A 23281-nucleotide genomic window follows, 5' to 3' on the forward strand; every position below is an offset into this window, starting at 1 on the left:
AAGTCGCACTATAGTAAGTTTCGAATGGCACAATAGCGTACACTTGTACGCCGAACAAGTCCGATCAGACGATTAATAGAGAAATTTGCGCAGCCTGACACACATCGTTAAGATCGTCAGACTGCCCGCCAGACGAGTAACTTACGTGAAACACTACGCCATACAACCTGCCAATCTTGAATTTAATGCTGAGGGTACACCTGTTTCCCGAGATTTTGACGACGTTTACTTTTCCAATGACAATGGACTGGAAGAGACACGCTATGTCTTTCTTGGGGGTAACCAATTAGGAGCACGCTTTCCTGAGCATCCACATCCTCTGTTTGTGGTAGCAGAGAGCGGCTTCGGCACCGGATTAAACTTCCTGACGCTATGGCAGGCATTTGATCAGTTTCGCGAAGCTCATCCGCAAGCGCAATTACAACGCTTACATTTCATTAGTTTTGAGAAATTTCCCCTCACTCGTGCGGATTTAGGATTAGCGCATCAACACTGGCCAGAACTGGCACCGTGGGCAGAAAAACTTCAGGCGCAGTGGCCAATGCCCTTGCCCGGTTGCCATCGTTTATTGCTCGATGAAGGCCGCGTGACGCTGGATTTATGGTTTGGCGATATTAACGAACTGACAAGTCAACTGGACGATTCGCTAAATCAAAAAGTAGACGCCTGGTTTCTGGACGGCTTTGCGCCAGCGAAAAACCCGGATATGTGGACGCAAAATCTGTTTAACGCAATGGCAAGGCTGGCGCGTCCTGGCGGCACACTGGTAACGTTTACGTCTGCCGGTTTTGTCCGCCGTGGTTTGCAGGAAGCCGGATTCACCATGCAAAAGCGCAAAGGGTTTGGGCGTAAACGGGAAATGCTTTGTGGGGTGATGGAACAGACATTACCCCTCCCCTGCTCCACGCCGTGGTTTAACCGTACGGGTAGCCACAAACGGGAAGCGGCGATTATCGGCGGTGGTATCGCCAGCGCATTGTTGTCGCTGGCGCTATTACGTCGTGGATGGCAGGTAACGCTTTATTGTGCTGATGAGGCCCCCGCAATGGGTGCTTCCGGCAATCGCCAGGGGGCACTGTATCCGCTCTTAAGTAAACACGATGAGGCGTTGAACCGCTTTTTCTCTAATGCGTTCACATTTGCTCGTCGGCTTTACGATTTATTGCCCGTTAAATTTGATCATGACTGGTGCGGCGTCACGCAGTTAGGCTGGGATGAGAAAAACCAGCATAAAATCGCACAGATGTTGTCGATGGATTTACCCGAAGAACTGGCTGTAGCCGTTGAGGCTAATGCGGTTGAACAAATTACGGGCGTTGCGACAAATTGCAGCGGTATTACTTATCCGCAAGGTGGATGGCTGTGTCCAGCAGAACTGACCCGTAATGTGCTGGAACTGGCACAACAGCAGGGTTTGCAGATTCATTATCAATATCAGTTAAAGGATTTATCCCGTCAGGATGACTGTTGGTTGTTGAATTTTGCAGGAGATCAGCAAGCAACACACAGTGTAGTGGTACTGGCGAACGGGCATCAAATCAGCGGTTTCAGTCAAACGTCGTCTCTGCCGATGTATTCCGTTGCCGGTCAAGTCAGCCATATTCCAACAACGCCGGAACTGGCGAAGCTGAAGCAAGTGCTATGCTATGACGGTTATCTCACGCCACAAAATCCGGCGAATCAGCACCATTGTATTGGTGCCAGTTATCATCGCGGCAGCGAAGATACGGCGTACAGTGATGAAGATCAGCAGCAGAATCGCCAGCGGTTGATTGATTGTTTCCCGCAGGCGCAGTGGGCAAAAGAGGTTGATGTCAGTAAGAAAGAAGCGCGCTGCGGTGTGCGTTGTGCCACTCGCGATCATCTGCCAATGGTAGGCAATGTCCCCGATTATGAGGCAACGCTCGTGGAATATGCCTCGCTGACAGAACAGCAAGACAACGCGGTAAGCGCACCGGTTTATGACGATCTCTTTATGCTTGCTGCTTTGGGTTCGCGTGGTTTGTGCTCTGCCCCGCTGTGCGCCGAAATTCTGGCGGCGCAGATGAGCGACGAACCGATTCCGATGGATGCCAATACGCTGGCGGCGTTAAATCCAAATCGGTTATGGGTGCGGAAGTTGTTGAAAGGGAAAGCGGTTAAGGCGGGGTAATCTGCTTTGGCATTGCTTGCCGGATATGGCGTGAACGCCTTATCCGGCACATTACTTACTGCTGTGAAGCCTGTTGAAACAGGTTTTCCCACATATCGGTCACCAGCGCCTGGTCTCGCGGCGACAACTCACCGGCACCAATGGCTTTTTCCAGACTCTGGCTAACGGTCGTATGTACCGCCTGGGCGGAGTGGTCATCACCACTTTCCAGTTCTGCGATGGCTAATGTCAGGTGGCCACGCAAATACCCACTGGCAAACAACTCATCATCACTGGCATGGTCAACCATACCGTCGATTAATGCCAGAATGCGTGATTCAAACTCCGCGATCATCTTCTTTCCTCATTGTAAAACGTGGCGCAGGCTTCAGTTGAGCGCTTCCGGCCACGGGAACTGTTCCGCCGTAAGTTCCGGCGTGTGATAATAATTTTGTAATGCTTTAATAAAGCGTGCCGGGCGTTCCGGAATACCGTTTGCCAGATAATCCATCACCTGCGCATGTACCCGCCGTTGAAACACCACGCGGTCCGGTTCGAAGTCGCCTTCCAGATTGTCGCAACTGACGTTAAACGGATACCCCGCCGCCACGCAGAACAACCAGTCCAGTGCCTGCGGCTTCACTTCAACATCCTCAAACTGGCTTTGCGTCTGGGCGTCGCGTCCGTCCGGGCAATACCAGTAGCCGAAATCAACCAGCTCACGCCGCGCTTTCCCGGCAATACACCAGTGCGAAATCTCATGGATGGCGCTGGCATAAAAGCCGTGAGCAAAGACGATTCGGTTATACGGTACTTCAGCATCAGCAGGAAGATAGATCGGTTCGTCGTCGCCTTTAATCAGACGGGTATTAAATTCATCGGCAAAGCAGCTATTAAAAATTTCAATCAACTGCTCATAGTGGTGTGTACTGTTCATTAGTTCATCCCCAACCAGTGGAGGATCTCCTGTCCGTGGCTATCATAAAGTAATTTGGCACTCATCACCGCCGAGACAATAACAATCATCGGGCGAATCAGCTTTTGTCCTTTGCTCAACACCAGTCTTGACCCCATGCGCGCGCCGAGGAACTGCCCCACCAGCATCACAAATCCTGTCGCCCAAATCACTTTGCCGCCGAGAATAAACAGCAGCAAACCGCCGATATTAGACGTTGCGTTGAGTAATTTGGCGTGGGCCGTGGCTTTGGCGAGGTTAAAGCCGCACAGCGTAACGAAGGCTAACGCGTAAAACGATCCGGCAGCCGGGCCAAAGAATCCATCGTAAAAACCAACGCAGCCCCCTGCTACCAGCGCAAATGGCAGTCCATACATCCGACGCTGGCGATCTTCTTCTCCCAGTTTGGGCATCAGTAAGAAATAAAGACCAATACAAATCACCAGAATGGGCAAAATCTGCCGCAAGACATCAGCCTGAACGTACTGCACCAGCAAAGCGCCGCTCATTGAGCCGATAAAGGTCATGGCGATATTGAGTTTCTGATCGCTTAAGCTAACCACTTTGCGGCGAATAAAGTAGATAGTGGCAGAAATAGAGCCACCGCAGGCTTGCAGTTTATTGGTTGCCAGCGCGTTAGCCGGAGACATCCCCGCCGCCATTAATGCCGGAATGGTGAGTAGCCCACCACCACCGGCAATAGAGTCGATAAATCCCGCCAGTATGGCGACAAAAAAGAGGAGTCCCAGCAACAGCGGGGAAACCATAAACAGGCTATTAAACGTTTCCATTAGATCACGTGCTCATCCAGTAGCGCCTGGCAGGAAGGCGGCAACGGAGGCGGTGTCTTCTTCTCAGGCTTTGTTGTTCCCGGTTTTGGAGGTTCAAACCAGCTTTGCAGTTCTGCCCCGCAACCATCGCCCGGTGGCGGTAAAGGTTGATCTTCACACTCCAGACTATCGGCAGGACAACGTAATCGTACATGCATATGGGCGCGATGCTGGAACCAGGGTCGCACTTTGCGCAACCAGTCGCGATCGGTGCCCGCATCAAGGCAAAGTTGTTGTTTAATCGCCGGATTAACAAAAATGCGCGTGACGTCTTTGTCCTGCGCGGCGAGTTTAATCAAGCTGAAAATTTCGGGCTTCCACAGCGTGGGGACAACGTGTTTACCGTCGCGGGAAACCAAATCTAATGCTTGCGGGCGCAAGAGTTGCTCGGAGGTCCAGCGTTTTTTCGGCAGTTGCAGGAAGATGTCCACATCCAGTCCGGTCTGATGACTGGCGTGACCGCCATTGAAACGCCCACCAGCAGGCATTCCCATATCGCCAATCAGCACCGTGCCCATACCCAGATTGCTCACCTGGCTACTCAGACGCTGGATAAACATCACCAGATCCGGATGCCCGAAATAGCGACGCTGATCGGTACGCATGACCTGATAATGTTCGGACTGTATCGGCAGCGTGTCAGCGCCGACGATACAACCATTGGAAAAACTGCCTATCGATTGTGCGCTACCCGGCACAGGTTGGGTTATTTTTTGCCACGGCGTCGCTGCCAGGCTGGCGCTGCTGGCAAGCAGAGCCAGCAGCGCAATCGCAGTTTTGTTCATTTTTACCAGCGTGGAATATCAGTCTTCACATCAGCATTTTGCGCCCGTTGCCGTAACAGGTGATCCATTAAAACGATCGCCAGCATCGCTTCCGCGATCGGCACCGCGCGGATCCCAACACAAGGATCGTGACGGCCTTTGGTGATCATCTCAACTTCTTCGCCAAAGCGGTTAATCGTGCGCCCAGGCACAGTAATACTGGAGGTTGGTTTCAGCGCCATATGGGCGATAATTTGCTGCCCGCTGCTGATGCCACCAAGAATACCGCCCGCATGGTTGCTCTGGAAACCGTCTTTGGTGATTTCGTCGCGGTTCTGGCTGCCACGCAGCGCTACCACGTCAAAACCATCACCAATTTCTACGCCTTTCACCGCGTTGATGCTCATCAGCGCGTGGGCGATGTCGGCATCCAGGCGATCAAAGACCGGCTCGCCAAGTCCGGCGGGTACGCCACTGGCAACAACGGTGACTTTCGCGCCAATAGAGTCACCCTCTTTTTTCAGCGCGCGCATCAGTTCATCTAAGGCTTCGATTTTGTCCGGATCCGGGCAGAAGAATGGATTTTGCTCGACCTGAGACCAGTCTTTGATTTCCAGCGGAATGTCGCCCATTTGGGTCAGGCAGCCGCGAATTTCTATACCAAATTTCTCAGCGAGATATTTTTTGGCAATCGCCCCTGCTGCAACGCGCATGGCAGTTTCGCGAGCGGAGGAACGTCCGCCGCCGCGATAATCGCGCAGGCCGTATTTTTGTTCGTAGGTGTAATCGGCATGGCCTGGACGGAAAACGTCTTTAATTGCGCTGTAATCCTGAGAACGCTGGTCAGTGTTTTCGATCAACAAACCAATGCTGGTGCCGGTAGTAACGCCTTCAAAAACACCGGAGAGAATTTTGACCTGATCCGGCTCACGACGCTGGGTGGTATAGCGCGATGTCCCAGGGCGACGGCGGTCGAGATCGTGTTGCAGGTCCGCTTCCGTCAGCGAAATACCCGGCGGAACACCATCGACGATGCAGCCGAGCGCCAGCCCGTGCGATTCGCCGAAGGTGGTTACGCGAAAGAGTTGTCCAATTGTGTTTCCAGCCATCACGGCTCCGTTATTGTTGTGTTTGCGTGTTTACTTAATCTTTATAAATCGCGAAATGTTCTCGTGCAGCAATAAGCTGCTCTTTGGTGAGCATAAACACACCATCACCGCCGTTATCAAACTCCAGCCAGGTGAACGGAACATCCGGATATTGTTCCATAAGATGTACCATGCTGTTGCCGACTTCACAAATCAGCACGCCATCATCAGCAAGGTAATCTGCCGCATTACCGAGAATACGACGCGTCAGTTTCAGGCCGTCAGTACCAGATGCCAGACCCAGTTCCGGCTCGTGACGGTATTCATTTGGCAGGTCGGACATATCTTCCGCATCGACGTACGGCGGGTTAGTGACGATCAGGTCGTACTGCACTTTCGGCAAGTCCCGGAACAGATCGGAACGAATCGGAATGACGTTGTGGATCAGACCATGTTCTTCGATGTTCTGTTCAGCAACCGCCAGCGCGTCAGGAGAGATGTCTACCGCGTCGACTTCCGCTTCCGGGAAGGCATAAGCACAGGCAATCGCAATACAGCCGCTTCCGGTGCACATATCTAAAATGTGCTGCGGTTGCTTGCTGATGAGTCCGGCAAATTTATTGTTGATCAGTTCACCAATTGGCGAGCGCGGCACCAGCACACGTTCATCGACGTAAAATTCATGGCCGCAAAACCAGGCTTTGTTGGTCAGGTAGGCCACCGGAATGCGTTCGTTGACGCGGCGGATCACGCGTTCAACAATACGGTGTTTTTCGCTGGAAGTCAGACGCGCGGTGCGCATATCTTCCGGAATATCCAGCGGCAGATAGAGCGATGGCAGCACCAGTTGTACGGCTTCATCCCACGGGTTATCGGTGCCGTGGCCGTACCAGATATTTGCCGCGCTGAAGCGGCTCACCGACCAGCGCAACATGTCCTGAATGGTTTGCAGCTCATTTACTGCTTCATCAACGAAAATTTTATCCACGTATTCCTCCAGGGCATGGTCGCATTAATTTCGGCGGCTAGTTTGCCATGAAGATGACGATAAATCAGCATTCACGCGCGGTGAGTGAGGAAAAATACGTTTAAAACGATCGATTAGACGACGAGTCGGGTAAACTGTAGGAAAATTAGAAATGAGAGATGTAAATGAAAAAGAAATCATCACTTAGTGAGGAGGACCAGGCGCTTTTCCGCCAGTTGATGGCGGGGACCCGCCAGATAAAGCAGGACACCATTGTTCATCGGCCGCCGCGTAAAAAAATTAGCGAAGTACCAGTCAAGCGGTTAATTCAGGAACAGGCCGATGCCAGCCATTATTTCTCCGATGAGTTTCAACCGTTATTGAATACCGAAGGTCCGGTGAAATATGTCCGTCCGGATGTCAGCCACTTTGAAGCGAAGAAACTGCGCCGCGGCGATTATTCGCCGGAATTGTTTTTGGATTTACACGGTTTGACGCAATTGCAAGCTAAGCAGGAACTTGGGGCTCTGATTGCCGCCTGCCGTCGTGAACATGTGTTTTGCGCCTGCGTGATGCATGGTCATGGTAAGCATATTTTGAAGCAGCAAACGCCGCTGTGGCTGGCGCAACATCCCCATGTGATGGCATTTCATCAGGCACCGAAAGAGTACGGCGGTGATGCAGCTTTATTAGTGTTGATTGAAGTGGAAGAGTGGTTGCCGCCTGAGTTGCCCTGACATCATTATCAACATGTACTTTCACCGACCAGCTAACTGGTCGGTGAAATAATGTTACAACATATTCAACACATACTGGAATCGACAGGTAGAATCGATGGGTTGTTCAGATGTTGTGTCTACGCGTACCAGCATGTCATGAAGCTGTTTATCCGTAATCGGATGCCGGGTTGGCGCAACGGTCACTTTGGCATTATCACAGCCAGACGAGGTAAAGCTGATCATCTGTGACACAAAACGGCAATAGGCTCCCCGTTCATCCATCTTACTGCCATCACACAGTTTTCCGCTTTCCATCAAATAGGTGGAAAGCGTTGTCTCAATTACGCTTCCTGTGGATTTTAGCGAAAGCAATTTATTATGAACAACAGTGCTCTCGTTCCATGAAATATCATAAGGTTCCAGTGGAACAGGAGGGCAACTTGAAATCACGGTCTGCGGACCGTAATATTCCACCGATACCGCATTCGACCAATTGTGTGCTCTCACAGCAACAATCCAGGGGCACCCCCCGACGGAGCCATCAACAGTAATCTTCAACGGCTGCTCTGCACAACGCCACCCTTGCGGCAAACCAGGACAGAGTGAGTCATTAGCACTACTTGTATGATTCAAGTAGATATGTGGCGCAGTAGTAGAACTGTCGGTCCCCGACCAAGAACGATTAGGCACCTCCTCCGTTCGCGCAGAGCCACCATCCTGGTAATAAACACCATAATAAACGCCATTTGCTGTAGCAACATCCAGGTAAAGCTCCAGTTGCGAATTCCAGCCGTATTCTGCGTAATAAATTTTTACTGGATAGAACTCAGCAGCCTTTCCGTAAGACAGCGGGAACATTACCAGCAGATAATAAAAGAGTAAGCGCAATTTTTTCATCTTAAATATACTCAAAGGTTGCGGTTAAGGAGGCGGTAAATTCACCCATCGTCACTTCCCGACCGCTTTTCGCCTGTAACCAGGCCCTGAAATTAATGTCATTGCTGCCATCGCTAAGCGTGAATTTCACCCCGGTTGGGTTGTTAATCGCCACCCGTACCCCGTCAGTCGTTTCCATCCCAATCCCGACACCCTGCGCGGTTGATGTGGTATCCAGCGCCAGGAAGCCGGGCTGCTCACTGTCTTCCGTACCGGTAAGAGTCACCTGGACCTGATAACTCGCAGGCCCCTTACAATCTTTCAGCTTAAACACCACCGGAATGTGCGCAGACTCCCCCGCAACCATGAGATCCTTACGACTGATAGTTGGAAAATGGACTTCGGCCAGATTTCCGCTCTCAACCACCAGCGTACAAGAGCGGCTGAGTAAGTTGCCGTAAAAATGCAGGTTGTTGTCCACGGCCAGGATACGCGTGCTGCCGGTCAACAACAGTCCCGCTAACAGCCCATAGCCGAGCGAATAAATGCGTTCTGTTTTCATTGATAATCCACCCGCAATGTTGCATAGGCTGAAAACGTGGTATCGCTCAGCACCGCATCGACTGACTTCACTGGCACGGCCTCCAGTTTCGGCTTTTGGGTAAAATCAGTGGCGTTAATGGTAAGCGGAGTATTCAGTTTAAAAGGCTGACCATCGTGTTGAAGCTCAATACCAAAGCCGGGAATGTCTGTTTCGATAGCCGAGTCATTGTAGGCGGTCTGCGTCCCCGTCCAGGTGAGCGTCATAATCCAGTCGGGATCGCGTATTTCGGAGTCACAGCTCAGGTCATATTTCACTTCCTTGCGGCCATTGTCCCCGTTGATACTGTCGATGATGAGATCGCGAAATTCCACCTCGAGGGTCTTTCCCCCGCTGATAGTACAGACAGGCGGTGCCACCAGCGTACCGTGAAAAGTGATGTCATCGTCAGCCGCCAGCGCAACACCACCGCAGGTGCAGAGTAAAAAGAACAAGCGTTTTTTCATTGGTAATCCACCACCATCGTCATACTGGCGTTAAATTCCGCTGGCGTAAGCTGCGCTCCACTCTGTTTTACCGGCACCGCTTTGAGATTGGGCAACTGGTTAACATTAAAATCAGACCAGTTACCTTCACCCACTCTAAATAAAGAGTTATCGGCACCGTTTTCAATGCGAATGCCCAGGCCGGGTATTTCCGTCGCAATGACAGTTTCCCCGTTAATAACGGTAGTGGTGCCTTTAAGCTGCAACCGCAGATCATCAACACCCACCGCCCTGTTAGCACAGTTCAGGGTATAAAGCGGCTCCGTGGTGCGGTAATTCGTGCCATTGATTTTGCTAATGTAGACATCGCCAAATTGCACATTGCTCCCCTTCACGGAACAGGGCGGTGGCCCATCCACCAAAACGTGCAACGTCAATAGCACCGGTCTACTTTCCCCTGCCACGGCAAGGCTCCCCATCAGCCAGCCGCTCAGGAGAAAAATGCCCGTTCCCACCAGAAACGTGTATTTCATAAGACTCTCCCGGCATCAGCCTTTGCGGCTTTGCTCTGCATCCACCTGGCAATTATTGCCATTGCATTTAAAGTTCAGCGACAATCGCGCGCCGTAGTCGTTGACGTAAGTCAGCACCGGCACAGTGTCCATCTTCACATTCAACGGTGCGGACGATTTCGGCGGCATGACCAGCGGCGTAAACCCGGCTGCCGGATTACCATTTTTCTGTGTGCTGGCATTGCTGATAATCACGTAATAGGGCGTGGGGTTATTGACGGTGAACGCCTGTCCATTGCGGGTTAACGTCACCTTGTGCTGCCACGGCTCCCTCATGTCAATTTTTGCCAGTGCCTTGGGTCGCCAGAACAATTTGATACGCGTTTGCAGGGCAATTTGCAGCGTATTAGGTTTGTTCGATTTTGGCGGGATTTCACGCACGTTAAAGTAGAACATGCTCTCACGATCGGCCGGTAACTTGTTGATATCCGGCATTCCCTGGACTTTTACCTGACCATTCATCATCGCATCAATACGCTGTACCGGCGGCAGTACCGTAAGTGGCGAGCTGATTTTGTTGCCCTTTTCGTCCTCCATCCAGCTTTGCGCCAGGTAGGGCTGCTTCGGGTCATTATTGCGCAACGTGACGCTGATAGATTTGTCGCCTTCATTGAAGACCAGGCGTGTACGGTCGGGTGTCACCGATGCGTGGGTGGTAAAACTGGCGGCCGCCACCAGCAGCGCCAGCGCAGGGGCAACTCTTTTTGCAGAGCGAGTCAATGTATACATGGATCAATCCTTAATCACGTTATTGGTTTGCTGAAATAGCCATGGGTTCCGCGCCAGGTGTGACCTGCTGCGTTTGTTCCTGAATCATCGGTTTAATCTCTACCGGAGCCGCAGGCAGCACAGCGCCTTGTTGCTTGCACGGCAGTAACAGGCCATTGAACAGGTCGGCAGGTAGCGGGTCTGGCAGTGAGATCTCACAGTGGGGTTCGCCATTCCATGAGACACGCATGTGTTCGCCAGCTTTTACCCCGGCCAGATAGACGTTGCCGTCATCATCAACCAGGCCGACCTGCTGGTCATGTTCGTTTCTCACTTCCGCACCAAATGGCGGGTAACTGCCATCACTCATGCGCAGGACAGCCATCGCCTTTTGCCCACTGATGACCGCAAATTGACGGTAGCCAATGGCGCCTTCGGTAAGTGTCGCCTGCACGACAGACTGCGTGGCTTCAGCGTCATCTGGCAGTCTGGTCAGGTCAATAGTGGCCTGGTTACGGTAGTAGTTATTGACGTCGGCAACGACGGCTTTGCCAAACATATTGGTATAAACCGCTGCGCCATTCCCTTCGACCGGTACGTCGGCGACACCGTCAGCGTCAATCAGTAATCGCGTACCGCCCATATTTGAGTTCGGTGCAACGCACCACCGTGAGCTGTGAGCGTGGCGCCGCCCTGTAGCGACAACCCGGCAGAGGTGTACTGCCCTTCATGGTAGTTGGCACTGAGGTCCACATGGGCCATTGAACCGTCACGGCTGTAATAACCATCCACGCTGGAGTGATTTTCACTGTTGCCAACGTTTATCTGATAATGACTGGCGTCGTCTATACGGCTGAAATACCCCACCTGGCTGCTGTCAGGACCGCTACCGTAGTTACCGTTGTAACTCACCGTACTGCTATCACCCCACGGCATACTTAAGGAGATATAGACACCTTTATCGGCGCTGTTGTCATACTCATAGCGATAACCGGTCAGAGAGATACTCATGTTACGAATGCCGCCCATATTGAAATAGTGGGAGAGCATTACGTTGTAGTTGGTCTGTTCCTCACGATCCCAGTAGGTGTGACGCGTATAGTTCAGGTAAACAGAAACACCGGCATCTCTAAAGTTCTGGTTATAGGTGGCGGTGTACATCTCTTTATCATTGCCTGAGCGGACCATTACGCTGTCATTCGCGTCCAGATACTCACTCATGGTCATATAGTTCTCTTCCGAGAAGCGGTATCCGGCGAAGGTGACGCGGCTGTTGAGTTCATCAAAATCTTTGGAATAACTGACTCTGAAAGAGTTACCGTCGAGCGTGCTTTTTCCGTAAGCGGTCGAATCGTCAAGTCGGGTATGCGAGTGGGTGATATCAAAGGCCATCGCACCGAAAATGGAGAGATCGCGACCAATCCCAAGCGCAGCTGACTGGTAATTTTCATCGCCAAGCGCCCCGCCATACAGTGACCAGCCGTTTGCTATCCCCCAGGACGCTTCGCCACCGGAAAAGAACCCGCCTTGCACATGGTGCCCCCACTCCTGTGGTCGCCCCATCATAATTTTGTAGCGCACCTGGCCCGGGCGAGTCAGGAACGGCATGGAGGCAGTGCTGATGTCATACTCCTGCACCTGACCGTTCGCCTCTTCAATGCGCACATGCAGCGTACCAGAGCTAAAATCGGCAAGATCCTGGATACGGAATGGCCCGGCTGGCACCTGGGTTTCATAAATTATACGCCCGGCCTGGCTAACGGTGACTTTCGCCGCCGTATGGGCCACGCCGGAAATATCTGGAGCATAGCCGCGCAGATTCGGCGGCAGCATTTGATCGTCAGTACTGATACTACCGCCGATGTAGTTAAAGCCATCGAAAATATCGGAATCGAGGTAATCTTCACCAAGTGCCAGTTTGGCTTTCAGGCTCGGTAACGCGCGCCAGGCATAGTAACGGCTCCAGTCCCAGTTTCTTTCGGTGCTGTCTTCCGTCTCTTTATCATTACTGCGGGTATGCTGATAATCGCTCTGCCAGTCGGCTCGCAAGCGCCACGGCCCGAGGTTAACGCCAACCGTACCGTTGCCGCTGATATCGTTGCTGTCATCACCGCTATTTTCTTCATGTCGGGTTTGGGCATTGATGCTGTAATCGGCAATTAAACCTGAGATGCCATCATCCCAGCGCGAGGGAGGGTCCCAGTCGACATCGCTGTATTCAAGATAAGCCTGCGGTAAGGTGATAAGGAGTGCGGACTGGCTTAAATCAGCGCGCATTTCCAGACCGTCAAGTTGGCCTGGCTTGAGGCATTTACCGTCGAGAACCCATTGCAAATTGTTCGCAATGTCTTCTTTAAAACCAAGCTGTGCCGCCAGGTCTGGCGACAGACAGGCATAAGTCTTATTGGCGTCATTTTCTGTTGCATACCAGTAAATATCATATTCACCGGGTAACGGCTGTTTATTGACCTCAACCTGTAAACTGTATTTACCTGGCTCAACATAACCCTGGCTTGAAAAGCGTTTTAAATCGATTTTCGTGTCGCCTTTTAATTCCAGAAAACGGGAATCAAACTGAATATCTTCATCAGCCCAAGCATTGATATGGCATCCAGAGATGGCCACGGCAACGCACCAGGGAAGCGCCCGTAAGCGGAAAAGGGAATGGTCAGGCATACACGTATCCATCCGTGATTATTATAATAAGTCCAAAAACTCGTTCCAAAATCCCCCATAGCGCGATGCTATGGGGGTGAATTACCTTAGAGATAGGTAATCTGGAAGGTGGTATTCGCTTCAAAACCACCCAGGTCAGGCGTACCAGCCGCACCGACTAACCAGGCTTTGAAGTTCAGAGTCTGTTTAGGTTTGCCTTTATTGGTTACTGAGTCATTTACGATCGGCTGTTCAATGCCAACACCGCTTTTATAGGAAGTACCTTGCTTATCACCAATCGCCAGGCTTACATTGTTAAACGCAGCACCTGTATCGGTATTAAAAATGGTGTAGTAATTCTCGTTTCCCGTAGAAACGTTACCGGTGAACGTCGTTTCCATGGTTGTTTGGGTATCAAATACGCAGTCCTGCAAACGAATCTGAAAGTCTTTCGGCGTGGTAGTCCCGTTGTTTTTCAGTACTTCTGCACCAATGTTGCCTAAATCCACTTCCAGTTTGTGATCGTCTGGAACGATAGAGCACGGAGAGTCTTCAATGGTGCCATAGAAACGTGCAGTACCGTTGTTGCCTGCAGCAAAGGCTGACGCGGAGACAACTACGCCCATTACCATTGCGGCTGCAACGGCAGTTTTAGCGAACTTACTCATTATTTGTCCTTAAATTATATTAAATAAGTGATATAAACATCATGATTTATTAGGCCAATCAATATATAAATTCATCACGAGTTAATACCCAGCCATCGAATAGACTATCTGAACGAATATGAAATAGGTTGCAAGAAAGAATATTCTTTGGTGTGGCGACAATGCTGATGATTTCGCCATCAGTATTCAATTGAATTGTACTAAAGGTCAGATGTAGTCAACCTTAATACATTGAACAAAGGTATATATCCTGAAGATAAATCTTTCAAAAAAAAGATATTCTGAGTCAAAAAGCATTTTGCATTTTACCAATGAATAACTTGCACAAAAATTATTCAATTACAAAAATGACGATTGAAAATTAATTTTTCAAAAGACATCACCATCAAGGTAATGATAATATATTATCAAGACACAAAAATATCTTTATTTATACTCGTCATACTACAAGCTGCATATGCTGAGTCTGCGTTCCTGCAACTTGGATATTTAGGGTATAATTCAGCCATTAGAAGAAATACTCAATAAAAAGCCCGATCAATTAAAGTTATCGGGCTTTTTGAACTAATCAGATAGCTTTCGCCATTTTCAGATTACACGGGCTCATTTGCCAGTTGAACGTACCTTTTCCGCTTTCATCAAGCGTAACGCTGGCAATGGCTGAGGTGGTAAACATCGGCGGCGTTTCGCCAGGGCACAGCTCAGAAACCAGATACCCCACTAAAGGCAAGTGAGAAATAATCAACGCCGATGCGATACCTTCATTGGCCAGCGCCTGCAAATACGCGCTGACCAGCCCAACATCGCCGCAGGGCGTTAACTCCGGCAAAACATCAACACTGCCAGGCAGACTCATACACTCACCTACCACATCCAGTGTTTGTTCGGCTCGTAGGAACGGGCTCACCAGAACACGTTCAATTTCCACTTTTTGACCTTTCAGCCAGTTCGCCATCAGGCGGGAATCGTCACAACCATTACTGGTTAAAGGACGAACCGAATCACTGGCGGCATCGAGGGCTGCGTCGCCGTGACGCATGATAAAAACTTGCATATTGCACCGCTTTTGTTAACCAGAATCACCCACAGTACTGCTGCTCCCTGGGGGCTGCAGTAATGCGGTGGTCGGCATTGTGCCTTATCCATTCACCGAATGAAACGCTGTTTTTTACCTCAATGGCGTAAGTATAGTCAATAGTTGTTCACTTACTGACCACACCCCAGGCATTCAGTGTGGATAACCTTAAACTTTGACCCTGTTAATGACGATCCGTTGCACTTGTTTTCCAGAAACTTTCACCACGTTCCGCCATTTGGAGCAACTGCTCACATGGTGTGAAGCGAGAACCATACAATGACGTTAACCGTTGCAGCACAGCGACAACTTCTGAAGCCCCCAGCGAGTCCATATAACGGAATGGCCCCCCGAGAAATGGAGGAAAACCGATGCCAAATACCGCACCGATATCCCCATCACGAGCATGACGGATAACGCCTTCTCTGTAACAACGCGCAGCTTCGTTAAGCATGAGCATGACGCAGCGTTCAGTTATCTGTTGAGCAGATAACTTACTCTGCCCTTGTACGGCAATAATCTTATAAATTTCAGGGTCAACCTGTTTTTTGCTTTTACGCCCTTTCGCTCCATAAAGATAGAAGCCACGACCATTTTTTCTGCCTTTGCGATCATCATTCAAAATTGAAGAAACAACATTTGCAGGGGCGCTAAAACGTTCTCCATATGCCGCCTCAAGCACAGGTATTATTTTAGTACCTGTATCAATTCCGACCTCATCCAAAAGTTGGATTGGCCCGACAGGGAAACCGAATTCAACCAGCGCGGTATCTATAGTCTCAACCTTTTCACCTTCGGTTAATAGTCGGATAGCCTCATTGATATAAGGTGCAAGAATACGATTTACATAGAATCCGGATTTATCCTGAACAACAATCGGTGTTTTCCCCTGTTTCTTTGCCAGCTTCACAATAGTGGCAATCGTCTTCTCAGACGTTGCAGCATGAGGAATAACTTCCACCAGTGGCATTTTCTCAACCGGGCTAAAAAAGTGTAAACCGATAACTTGTTCAGGCCTTGTTGCATGAGCTGCGATATCGCTTATTGGTATAGATGAAGTATTTGAGGCAAAAATGGTGTGTAAACCACAATTTTTCTCAACCTCAGCCACCATCTGCTGTTTTAACGATAAATCTTCAAATACCGCTTCGATAACGACATCCCGATGTGCAAAGCCTTGATAATCGGTTGTACCGGAGATTTTCGCTAATTGCCTGGCCTGCTCACCAGCCTTTATATGCCGACGACGCACTCTGGCATCCAGCAGTTGCCAACTGTATTTCAGCGCATTATTAATACCCTGGGGATTAATGTCTTTAATCCGTACGGGTAAACCCGCTTTACAGGCCGTTACAAAGGCGATACCGCCCCCCATCAGGCCACCACCCAGAATACCAATACTGTCTAAAGTACCAGGTTGCGCCGTACTTCCTGGATCTTTTTTTACTTCGGTACTGGCAAAGAAAATATTCCGTAGCGACTGGGATTGCGATGTCATCGCCAGCTCACCAAATGCTCTGGCTTCTGCGTCATATCCGCTACTGCTACCTTGTGACAGACCTGTTTCGATGACGTCGAGAATGCGAGTGGTAGCAGGATAATTACCCTGTGTTTTCTGGTCTGTTTTTTTACTGACAAAGCGAAACAGAAGCGAACGCCCGAGCGGCCCGGCAAGAATACGCTCCCGTACAGGTAAAGAACGCGGTGTTTGCCTTTCCTGTTTCGCGCGTTCCACAGCCGCCTGCAATAAAATGGATTGGGGAACAATTTCATCCACCAGCCCTGATTTTAGTGCCTGTCCGGGACGCAACTGCTTGCCCGTCAGAATCATATCCAAAGCAGTACTTAACCCCACCAGGCGAGGCAGGCGTTGAGTTCCTCCTGAGCCGGGTAACAGGCCAAGTTGTACCTCCGGTAATCCCAGAATGGTTTTTGGATCATCAGTACAAATACGTCCATGGCAGGCCAGAGCCAGTTCCAGTCCACCACCTAAACAAGCCCCATGTATGGCGGCAATCACCGGTACAGGCAGAGCATGGATTTCTGCCATTAACTGTTGCCCCTGGCGTGCCAGGGTTTCGGCTTCCATGGCGGCGTTGCAGTGATCAATCATGTTGATATCTGCACCAGCGATAAAGTTATCTGCTTTAGCAGAGATAAAGACAACACCGCGAATCTCTTTGTTTTCGCGTATTTCTTTCAGGATGGCGCGGACCTGAGCGGCAAACTCAGCCTTGAGGGTGTTCATCTTTTCGCCGGGAACGTCAATAGTTACCACAGCAATGTGGTCCAGGCGTACATTAAGAGTAAATGCTGATGTCATGTCCATTATTCCGCCTCCAGAACCATTGCTGCGCCTAAACCACCAGCAGCACAGGCTGTCACCAACCCGAAACCGCCGCCCCGACGACGAAGTTCATGGAGCGTTTGTGTAATCATTCGTGCGCCGGTAGCGGCAAAAGGATGACCATAAGCGATGGAGCCCCCCAGCACATTAAATTTACTGTCATCGACCTCTCCTGTCGCATGAGCGCGCCCCAACACATCGCGGGCGAAACGTTCACTACCGAGCAACTGAACATTGGCCAACGTCTGCGCTGCAAAGGCTTCATGCATATCAATCAGTGTAAGATCTGCCAGTGTCAGTCCTGCACGATCCAGTGCCAGTGGTGTCGACCATGCCGGGCCGAGCAACATGTCCTGCCAGACATCAATGGCTGTAAAAGCATAGCTGCGTAAATATCCCAACGGTGTTAGTCCAAGTTCTTTTGCCCGGCTTTCTGTCATCATAATGACTGCAGCTGCGCCATCCGTCAGTGGCGTACTGTTCGCTGCGGTTACCGTGCCATGCTTACGGTCAAATGCCGGGCGCAAGCGGGCATAATCGGCAAGTGTGGAATTACCGCGAATATTGTTATCTTCACTCAATGGCGCTTTATAAGGCGGAACATAAGCTGTCATCACCTCATTCGTCAGTTTGCCTTCGCTCCACGCTTGAGCTGCTCGTTGATGCGAACGATGTGCCAATGCATCCTGCTGTTCACGGGTAATGCCATAAGTTTTTGCCATTTGCTCAGCGGTATCGCCCATGCGTAAGCCAGTGGAGTATTCGGCAACCGCAGGCGGTACAGGCAATAAGTCGTGAAGACGCAGACGAGAAAATAATTTCAGCCGCTGGCCCAGCGTTCTGGCTTTATTAACATCAACTAATACCCGCGCCAGCTTTTTGCTGACGCCAATAGGCAATACTGAAGAAGAGTCAGCTCCTCCGGCGATACCTGCACGTATGGTTCCTGCCATCAGGCTTTCAGCAACATTTGCCACCGCCTGGAAGCTGGTCGCGCAAGCGCGGCTGACGCTGTATGCATCGGTATGAACACTCATCCCTGTGCCCAACACAATTTCACGTGCGATGTTGGGGGCTTCCGGCATTTGTACCACCTGACCAAACACCAGTTGTTCAATCGCAGCAGGAGGAATTTCACTACGAGCAAGTAGTTCACTTACCACCATTTTTCCCAGATCAACAGCGGGAATGCCATGAAAAGCTGTCGCCTGACGCGCGAATGGCGTACGTAATCCACTAACAATGGCGATACGATCGCCCTGGCGGGTGACCAGCGGTAAAACCTGCCCCATAACAATCCCCTGTAAAAATTACAATTAAGTGGTCGGACCTGATCATAGTCTTAACTAATTTTTTACATTTAGCCAAGCGAAGATAAATGAAATTGAGAGCCAGGACACAGAGGAAGAAGACATGAGCTAAACAGGAAGTCGACATACGAGTGAATTCCCTGGAGCATACAGAAGTAAGTGACTGGGGTAAGCGACAAATCCGCATGGATTGCCCCGTAAGGAGTGAGGCCCATAAAGGGGCCGAATAACCCGCAGACGCAGCACATGCAAATTGAAGTATGGAGACAAAAGAAAACGCCTCTACCGCAGTAAACGGCAGGGGCGTTAACAGGAAGGGATTAACGTAACCCTAACTGGAAGATCAGCATTTCAGCTTCGCAGGCGAAGACAAAATCGACGTCCAGACGCACGCCATCAGACTCTTCAGTGAAGGTTGGAACAATTTTGCACGGATCAGATTCAACACTACGTGCTTTCTCGCTCAGCGACGCCAGCATTTCTTCTGCTTCTTCACGGGTAGCGAACACACGGCTGTATGACGCGGTGCAATCGGAGTTGTCCATGATGGTGCCAACATCCATACAGCAGCAAACCGGGGTTTCATCAGCACTGCATTTACTCATTGTAGATTTCCTCTGTATTTGCACCCAGGGTGCCAGATAAATGTTCGGAATATTTTACTCCGCTGAAAAACGGTGCTCCAGTCGAGAATTATGTAAAATCGGATAAGTGACCGAAATCACAATTAAAAATGATCTAAAACAAATTTCATTCAACAGGGTGAGTGCGCAACCCCACATTTTTGCCAGCTGGATCTCGTTTCTTAGATCACTTTTGAAAAATCTCATAAACATACTTGCAACATTCCAGCTGGTCCGACCTATACTCTCGCCACTGGTCTGATTTCTAAGTCGTACCTCAGACCCTACACTTCGCGCTCCTGTTACGGCACGTAACATAGTTTGTATAAAAATAAATTTTTTGAGGTTATGGTCATGAGCCAGAAAACCCTGTTTACAAAGTCTGCTCTCGCAGTCGCAGTGGCACTTATCTCCACCCAGGCCTGGTCAGCAGGCTTTCAGTTAAACGAATTTTCTTCCTCTGGCCTTGGTCGGGCCTATTCGGGTGAAGGCGCTATCGCCGATGACGCAGGAAACGTCAGTCGTAACCCGGCATTAATTACCATGTTTGATCGTCCGACATTTTCAGCCGGTGCGGTTTATATTGATCCCGATGTAGACATTACCGGACGTTCTGATTTAACCGGCCAGAGTGCAAACGCCAAAAATATCGCCCCAACTGCGTGGGTTCCTAACCTGCACTTTGTCGCGCCGATTAACGATCAGTTTGGTTGGGGGGCTTCAATAACGTCCAACTACGGTCTGGCTACGGAATTTACCGACAGCTATTCCGCAGGTATTTACGGTGGTAAAACTGATCTGCAAACCATTAACTTTAACCTCAGTGGTGCTTACCGTCTGAATAACAACTGGAGCTTTGGTCTTGGTTTTGATGCTGTTTATGCCAAAGCAAAAATTGAGCGCTACGCCGGTTCGCTGGGACCATTGTTGTCTCAACAGTTGATTGCCGCGGGGGTGCCCGCTTCGTTAACCAATGGTATTAATACCCCGGATTCTCAAATTGCTCATCTGAAAGGTGACGAATGGGGCTTTGGCTGGAACGCCGGTATTCTTTATGAACTGGATAAAGATAATCGTTGGGGCCTGACATACCGTTCAGAAGTTAAAATCGACTTCGAAGGGGATTACAAAAGTTCTATTAACCCAAATCTGAATAGCATTTTCGCTAATCTTGGCTTATCCATGCCCTATGGCACCATGGGAGCAACTCAGAACGGTTCTTTGACTCTGAATTTGCCTGAAATGTGGGAGATTTCTGGGTATAACCGCGTCGCACCGCAATGGGCAATTCACTACAGCATGGCCTATACCAGCTGGAGCCAGTTCCAGGAGCTGAAAGCGAAAGGCGATAATGGTCAGACTCTGTTCTATAAAGATGAAGGGTTCCGGGACGCATATCGTATCGCGTTGGGTACAACCTACTACTACGATAAAAACTGGACCTTCCGTACTGGTATCGCCTATGACGATAGCCCGGTTCCGGCAGATAAACGCTCTATCTCCATTCCTGACCAGGATCGTTTGTGGTTAAGTGCTGGGTTAACCTATGCATTTAATGAAGATGCTTCCATTGACGTTGGCGCATCTTATATGCACGGACAAAAAGTGAAATTCACCGAAGGTGAAGGCGCGGCAGCTTATTCCTTTGAGTCTGAAGGTAAAGCGTGGCTATTCGGCACCAACTTTAATTACGCGTTCTAATAACGCTATTCAGGAATGGGTCGATATCATGAAAAAAGGTGAGTTTTGCGACTCACCTTTTTTATTTCTGCTTTATACGTTATTCAGAATCAATTTCTTTTAAATCATCCTGAATTGCCTGGGCGTTTGGATTTTCCTCAGGTTTCAACTCTCCGCCATTCGCGATAAAGTCATGACGCTGGAAGTACGCCTCACGCACCATAATATAAGGATCAGAAGACTGACGAAGCAGACCGTCAGAATCGAGCAGTTGCGCACGAGTTTCGATCCCTTCAATTGTCCATTTACCCACCGATAACGGCCAGGTTAGCCATGAAAGCACCGGATAGAGGGTATCAACCATATCACCGCCATCTTCACGCAGAGTGAAGCTGCCGTAGAAAGGAAGTTGCATATAAGGCCCGTAGCCTACGCCATAGTGGCCCAGCGTACTGCCGAAACGATGCGGTTCAACACGCTGCAATTTCGGGTTCGCCATGCCTGCAACGTCAATAAATCCGCCCATCCCTAATAAGGTATTGAGGAAAAAGCGGGTGAAATGCACCATCCCCTGATAAGGATCTCCCTGCAGGAAATAGTTCACCATCACCGCAGGTTCTTCCAGGTTGCCAGTAAAGTTACTCAAACCATTTCGCGCTGGCTGTGGAACGTAGTCACGCCAGGCAACAGCTACCGGTCGAACGACATACGGATCCAACACATTGAAGTTGAAGTTGTACATGGTGCGGTTGAATCCTTCTAATGGATCCGAGCGCCCTTGTTGTTCAGTACCGGAACTCGCACACCCCACCAGAAGCGTGGTTCCCAATGCAAGCGCCGACAGGCGAAGCTTCATAGATGTCTCCCTGTTAATTATGGCTTTTGCTGTTTGCCATCCATGACGGAACGATACCGTATCCGCCTGTTAAGGTGTGAGGAATTTTAACAGCACGTCGAATGATGTCTATATTGCCAGGCTAACTGATGTGATCATAGCCTGGGAACAGTGTTCATGCGGTACAGCATTCTAACGGAACAGCAAAAAACAAACGTTACCCTTTTTGCGATTTAGGAAAATCTCCCACTCTCTGGCAAATAAAAACCGCTACGCTTTAGCTATACGTGCTAATTATGAGTAAAACGCATGGACAAACTTGATAGCGGTAAAATCGATCATCATAGCGATGAGCTTGAAGTTGAAAGTGAAGAAAAGGCCAGTGGAAAAAAAATAGAAGTCGATGAAGATCGCCTTCCGTCAAGGGCCATGGCGATCCATGAGCATATTCGTCAGGATGGTGAAAAAGAACTGGAACGCGATGCGATGGCATTACTCTGGTCCGCGATTGCGGCGGGGCTGTCGATGGGAGCGTCTTTACTGGCGAAAGGTATCTTCCACGTTCAACTGGATGGTATTCCTGGCAGTTTTTTACTGGAAAATCTTGGTTATACCTTTGGTTTTATTATTGTCATTATGGCGCGCCAGCAGTTATTTACTGAAAATACCGTTACCGCGGTATTACCCGTAATGCAAAAGCCTACGCCGGGCAATTTTGGTTTACTGATGCGCCTGTGGAGCGTGGTATTACTGGGAAATATTATTGGCACAGGCATTGCTGCATGGGCGTTTGAATATATGCCAATTTTTGATGAAGAAACGCGTGATGCCTTCGTCAAAATCGGTATGGATGTCATGAAAAATACGCCTACAGAAATGTTTGCCAATGCCATCATCTCCGGCTGGCTGATTGCCACCATGGTATGGATGTTTCCGGCAGCTGGCGCAGCCAAAATAGTGGTCATTATTTTAATGACGTGGCTTATCGCGTTAGGTGATACCACGCATATTGTTGTAGGTTCAGTAGAGATTCTTTATCTGGTGTTTAATGGCACTTTGCACTGGAGTGATTTTATCTGGCCATTCGCCCTGCCAACACTTGCTGGCAATATATGTGGGGGCACATTTATTTTTGCTCTGATGAGTCACGCGCAAATTCGTAACGACATGAGTAACACACGCAAAGAGGAACTTCGCTTACAGGCAGAACGCGAAGATAAAAAACAACAAAATTCGGAAAAAGAGGCCTGAGTGATGACTGTTTGAGCAGTCGGGCGGCCCTGCTCTTATCAGATAGTTTAAAAACCGTTATACTCGTGCCGCTTTGTCCCCTTAGTTAAATGGATATAACGAGCCCCTCCTAAGGGCTAATTGCAGGTTCGATTCCTGCAGGGGACGCCATGAACCTCTCCCTCGCCTGAATTTCAAGCCTTTCATAAAAATTCAGTAAGA

21 protein-coding genes, 1 tRNA gene and 1 pseudogene are annotated in these 23281 nt (G+C 49.8%); 5 read left to right on the top strand and 18 right to left on the bottom strand.

The genetic code is table 11. From position 1 onward, the window contains the following. Positions 1 to 145: 145 nt before the first annotated feature. The gene (mnmC, locus tag K0335_RS16505) at positions 146 to 2152 is read left to right on the top strand and encodes a bifunctional tRNA (5-methylaminomethyl-2-thiouridine)(34)-methyltransferase MnmD/FAD-dependent 5-carboxymethylaminomethyl-2-thiouridine(34) oxidoreductase MnmC (protein WP_219393932.1); all 2007 of its coding nucleotides are present in this window, start codon (positions 146 to 148) and stop codon (positions 2150 to 2152) included. Positions 2153 to 2207: 55 nt separating this feature from the next. Here mnmC and K0335_RS16510 read toward each other — a convergent pair whose 3' ends face one another. The 6 genes from K0335_RS16510 to prmB are packed head-to-tail and all read right to left on the bottom strand — an operon-like array spanning position 2208 to position 6756. Next, positions 2208 to 2486 (bottom strand): YfcL family protein, encoded by a 279-nt coding sequence (locus K0335_RS16510; protein ID WP_000559764.1) that lies wholly within the window; start codon positions 2484 to 2486, stop codon positions 2208 to 2210. Between the two features lie 33 nt (positions 2487 to 2519). Beyond that, positions 2520 to 3068: an elongation factor P hydroxylase gene (epmC, locus tag K0335_RS16515; protein WP_001089235.1), complete on the bottom strand. Its 549-nt coding sequence runs from the start codon at positions 3066 to 3068 to the stop codon at positions 2520 to 2522. Next, positions 3068 to 3877 carry a sulfite exporter TauE/SafE family protein gene (locus K0335_RS16520; RefSeq protein WP_000447348.1) on the bottom strand — a complete coding sequence of 270 codons (810 nt, stop codon included), beginning with the start codon at positions 3875 to 3877 and terminating at the stop codon, positions 3068 to 3070. Before K0335_RS16520 ends, epmC begins: the two co-directional genes overlap by 1 nt. Next, entirely contained in the window at positions 3877 to 4701 is an 825-nt protein-coding gene (gene mepA / locus K0335_RS16525) for a penicillin-insensitive murein endopeptidase (protein ID WP_219393933.1), read from the bottom strand. Before mepA ends, K0335_RS16520 begins: the two co-directional genes overlap by 1 nt. Before the next feature lie 2 nt (positions 4702 to 4703). Continuing rightward, positions 4704 to 5789 (bottom strand): chorismate synthase, encoded by a 1086-nt coding sequence (aroC, locus tag K0335_RS16530; RefSeq protein WP_015953282.1) that lies wholly within the window; start codon positions 5787 to 5789, stop codon positions 4704 to 4706. Positions 5790 to 5823: 34 nt separating this feature from the next. Next, on the bottom strand, positions 5824 to 6756 hold the full coding sequence (gene prmB, locus K0335_RS16535) for a 50S ribosomal protein L3 N(5)-glutamine methyltransferase (RefSeq protein WP_001298774.1): 933 nt from the start codon (positions 6754 to 6756) through the stop codon (positions 5824 to 5826). 164 nt (positions 6757 to 6920) lie between these two features. Here prmB and smrB point away from each other — a divergent pair, with 164 nt between their 5' ends. Beyond that, positions 6921 to 7472, top strand: coding sequence for an endonuclease SmrB (gene smrB / locus K0335_RS16540; RefSeq protein ID WP_000730534.1), 552 nt, complete (start codon positions 6921 to 6923; stop codon positions 7470 to 7472). 54 nt (positions 7473 to 7526) lie between these two features. Here smrB and K0335_RS16545 read toward each other — a convergent pair whose 3' ends face one another. The 11 genes and pseudogenes from K0335_RS16545 to K0335_RS16595 all read right to left on the bottom strand — a co-directional run bounded on the left by K0335_RS16545 (position 7527) and on the right by K0335_RS16595 (position 19296). Then, complete coding sequence (locus tag K0335_RS16545; RefSeq protein ID WP_000736185.1) at positions 7527 to 8351, bottom strand: StfH/YfcO family fimbrial adhesin; 825 nt, start codon at positions 8349 to 8351, stop codon at positions 7527 to 7529. A gap of 1 nt (position 8352) precedes the next feature. Next, the gene (locus tag K0335_RS16550; protein ID WP_000846257.1) at positions 8353 to 8892 is read right to left on the bottom strand and encodes a fimbrial protein; all 540 of its coding nucleotides are present in this window, start codon (positions 8890 to 8892) and stop codon (positions 8353 to 8355) included. Continuing rightward, complete coding sequence (locus K0335_RS16555; RefSeq protein WP_219393934.1) at positions 8889 to 9377, bottom strand: fimbrial protein; 489 nt, start codon at positions 9375 to 9377, stop codon at positions 8889 to 8891. The genes K0335_RS16550 and K0335_RS16555 overlap by 4 nt, the downstream gene beginning before the upstream one ends. After that, entirely contained in the window at positions 9374 to 9889 is a 516-nt protein-coding gene (locus tag K0335_RS16560) for a fimbrial protein (RefSeq protein ID WP_104919531.1), read from the bottom strand. Before K0335_RS16560 ends, K0335_RS16555 begins: the two co-directional genes overlap by 4 nt. A 15-nt stretch (positions 9890 to 9904) precedes the next feature. Beyond that, on the bottom strand, positions 9905 to 10657 hold the full coding sequence (locus K0335_RS16565) for a fimbria/pilus periplasmic chaperone (protein ID WP_000288455.1): 753 nt from the start codon (positions 10655 to 10657) through the stop codon (positions 9905 to 9907). Positions 10658 to 10676: 19 nt separating this feature from the next. Next, positions 10677 to 13312: pseudogene (locus tag K0335_RS16570) on the bottom strand (fimbrial biogenesis outer membrane usher protein). Positions 13313 to 13398: 86 nt separating this feature from the next. Continuing rightward, a complete protein-coding gene (locus K0335_RS16575) occupies positions 13399 to 13959 on the bottom strand; it encodes a fimbrial protein (RefSeq protein WP_000032647.1) in 561 nt (186 codons plus the stop codon). 568 nt (positions 13960 to 14527) lie between these two features. After that, positions 14528 to 15013: a phosphohistidine phosphatase SixA gene (sixA, locus tag K0335_RS16580; protein WP_001195809.1), complete on the bottom strand. Its 486-nt coding sequence runs from the start codon at positions 15011 to 15013 to the stop codon at positions 14528 to 14530. 205 nt (positions 15014 to 15218) lie between these two features. After that, the gene (gene fadJ / locus K0335_RS16585; protein WP_104919532.1) at positions 15219 to 17363 is read right to left on the bottom strand and encodes a fatty acid oxidation complex subunit alpha FadJ; all 2145 of its coding nucleotides are present in this window, start codon (positions 17361 to 17363) and stop codon (positions 15219 to 15221) included. Next, the gene (gene fadI / locus K0335_RS16590) at positions 17363 to 18673 is read right to left on the bottom strand and encodes an acetyl-CoA C-acyltransferase FadI (RefSeq protein ID WP_000531982.1); all 1311 of its coding nucleotides are present in this window, start codon (positions 18671 to 18673) and stop codon (positions 17363 to 17365) included. The genes fadJ and fadI overlap by 1 nt, the downstream gene beginning before the upstream one ends. Before the next feature lie 338 nt (positions 18674 to 19011). Continuing rightward, complete coding sequence (locus K0335_RS16595; RefSeq protein ID WP_000030907.1) at positions 19012 to 19296, bottom strand: YfcZ/YiiS family protein; 285 nt, start codon at positions 19294 to 19296, stop codon at positions 19012 to 19014. A 372-nt stretch (positions 19297 to 19668) separates the two neighbouring features. Between K0335_RS16595 and fadL the strand changes: the two genes are divergently transcribed. Next, positions 19669 to 21015: a long-chain fatty acid transporter FadL gene (gene fadL / locus K0335_RS16600; protein WP_104919534.1), complete on the top strand. Its 1347-nt coding sequence runs from the start codon at positions 19669 to 19671 to the stop codon at positions 21013 to 21015. A 79-nt stretch (positions 21016 to 21094) separates the two neighbouring features. Here the strand turns inward: fadL and mlaA are convergent, their stop codons facing one another. After that, the gene (mlaA, locus tag K0335_RS16605) at positions 21095 to 21850 is read right to left on the bottom strand and encodes a phospholipid-binding lipoprotein MlaA (protein ID WP_000776793.1); all 756 of its coding nucleotides are present in this window, start codon (positions 21848 to 21850) and stop codon (positions 21095 to 21097) included. A 288-nt stretch (positions 21851 to 22138) separates the two neighbouring features. Here mlaA and K0335_RS16610 point away from each other — a divergent pair, with 288 nt between their 5' ends. Further along, positions 22139 to 23080, top strand: a complete 942-nt coding sequence (locus K0335_RS16610) for a formate/nitrite transporter family protein (protein ID WP_219393935.1) — start codon at positions 22139 to 22141, stop codon at positions 23078 to 23080. A gap of 75 nt (positions 23081 to 23155) precedes the next feature. Continuing rightward, positions 23156 to 23230: transfer RNA gene (locus tag K0335_RS16615), tRNA-Arg, on the top strand. Positions 23231 to 23281 lie beyond the last annotated feature (51 nt).

Origin of the sequence: Escherichia sp. GZ89 (genome assembly GCF_019366485.1) — a bacterium.
GTDB lineage: Bacteria > Pseudomonadota > Gammaproteobacteria > Enterobacterales > Enterobacteriaceae > Escherichia > Escherichia fergusonii.

Coding starts and splice junctions, on each gene's coding strand:
- K0335_RS16510 (WP_000559764.1), bottom strand. CDS start 2,486: ATGATCGCGGAGTTTGAATCACGCATTCTGGCATTAATCGACGGTATG.
- aroC (WP_015953282.1), bottom strand. CDS start 5,789: ATGGCTGGAAACACAATTGGACAACTCTTTCGCGTAACCACCTTCGGC.
- fadJ (WP_104919532.1), bottom strand. CDS start 17,363: ATGGACATGACATCAGCATTTACTCTTAATGTACGCCTGGACCACATT.
- sixA (WP_001195809.1), bottom strand. CDS start 15,013: ATGCAAGTTTTTATCATGCGTCACGGCGACGCAGCCCTCGATGCCGCC.
- K0335_RS16575 (WP_000032647.1), bottom strand. CDS start 13,959: ATGAGTAAGTTCGCTAAAACTGCCGTTGCAGCCGCAATGGTAATGGGC.
- mepA (WP_219393933.1), bottom strand. CDS start 4,701: ATGAACAAAACTGCGATTGCGCTGCTGGCTCTGCTTGCCAGCAGCGCC.
- K0335_RS16520 (WP_000447348.1), bottom strand. CDS start 3,877: ATGGAAACGTTTAATAGCCTGTTTATGGTTTCCCCGCTGTTGCTGGGA.
- K0335_RS16610 (WP_219393935.1), top strand. CDS start 22,139: ATGGACAAACTTGATAGCGGTAAAATCGATCATCATAGCGATGAGCTT.
- epmC (WP_001089235.1), bottom strand. CDS start 3,068: ATGAACAGTACACACCACTATGAGCAGTTGATTGAAATTTTTAATAGC.
- K0335_RS16565 (WP_000288455.1), bottom strand. CDS start 10,657: ATGTATACATTGACTCGCTCTGCAAAAAGAGTTGCCCCTGCGCTGGCG.
- mlaA (WP_000776793.1), bottom strand. CDS start 21,850: ATGAAGCTTCGCCTGTCGGCGCTTGCATTGGGAACCACGCTTCTGGTG.
- fadL (WP_104919534.1), top strand. CDS start 19,669: ATGAGCCAGAAAACCCTGTTTACAAAGTCTGCTCTCGCAGTCGCAGTG.
- K0335_RS16560 (WP_104919531.1), bottom strand. CDS start 9,889: ATGAAATACACGTTTCTGGTGGGAACGGGCATTTTTCTCCTGAGCGGC.
- fadI (WP_000531982.1), bottom strand. CDS start 18,673: ATGGGGCAGGTTTTACCGCTGGTCACCCGCCAGGGCGATCGTATCGCC.
- K0335_RS16545 (WP_000736185.1), bottom strand. CDS start 8,351: ATGAAAAAATTGCGCTTACTCTTTTATTATCTGCTGGTAATGTTCCCG.
- K0335_RS16550 (WP_000846257.1), bottom strand. CDS start 8,892: ATGAAAACAGAACGCATTTATTCGCTCGGCTATGGGCTGTTAGCGGGA.
- K0335_RS16595 (WP_000030907.1), bottom strand. CDS start 19,296: ATGAGTAAATGCAGTGCTGATGAAACCCCGGTTTGCTGCTGTATGGAT.
- K0335_RS16555 (WP_219393934.1), bottom strand. CDS start 9,377: ATGAAAAAACGCTTGTTCTTTTTACTCTGCACCTGCGGTGGTGTTGCG.
- smrB (WP_000730534.1), top strand. CDS start 6,921: ATGAAAAAGAAATCATCACTTAGTGAGGAGGACCAGGCGCTTTTCCGC.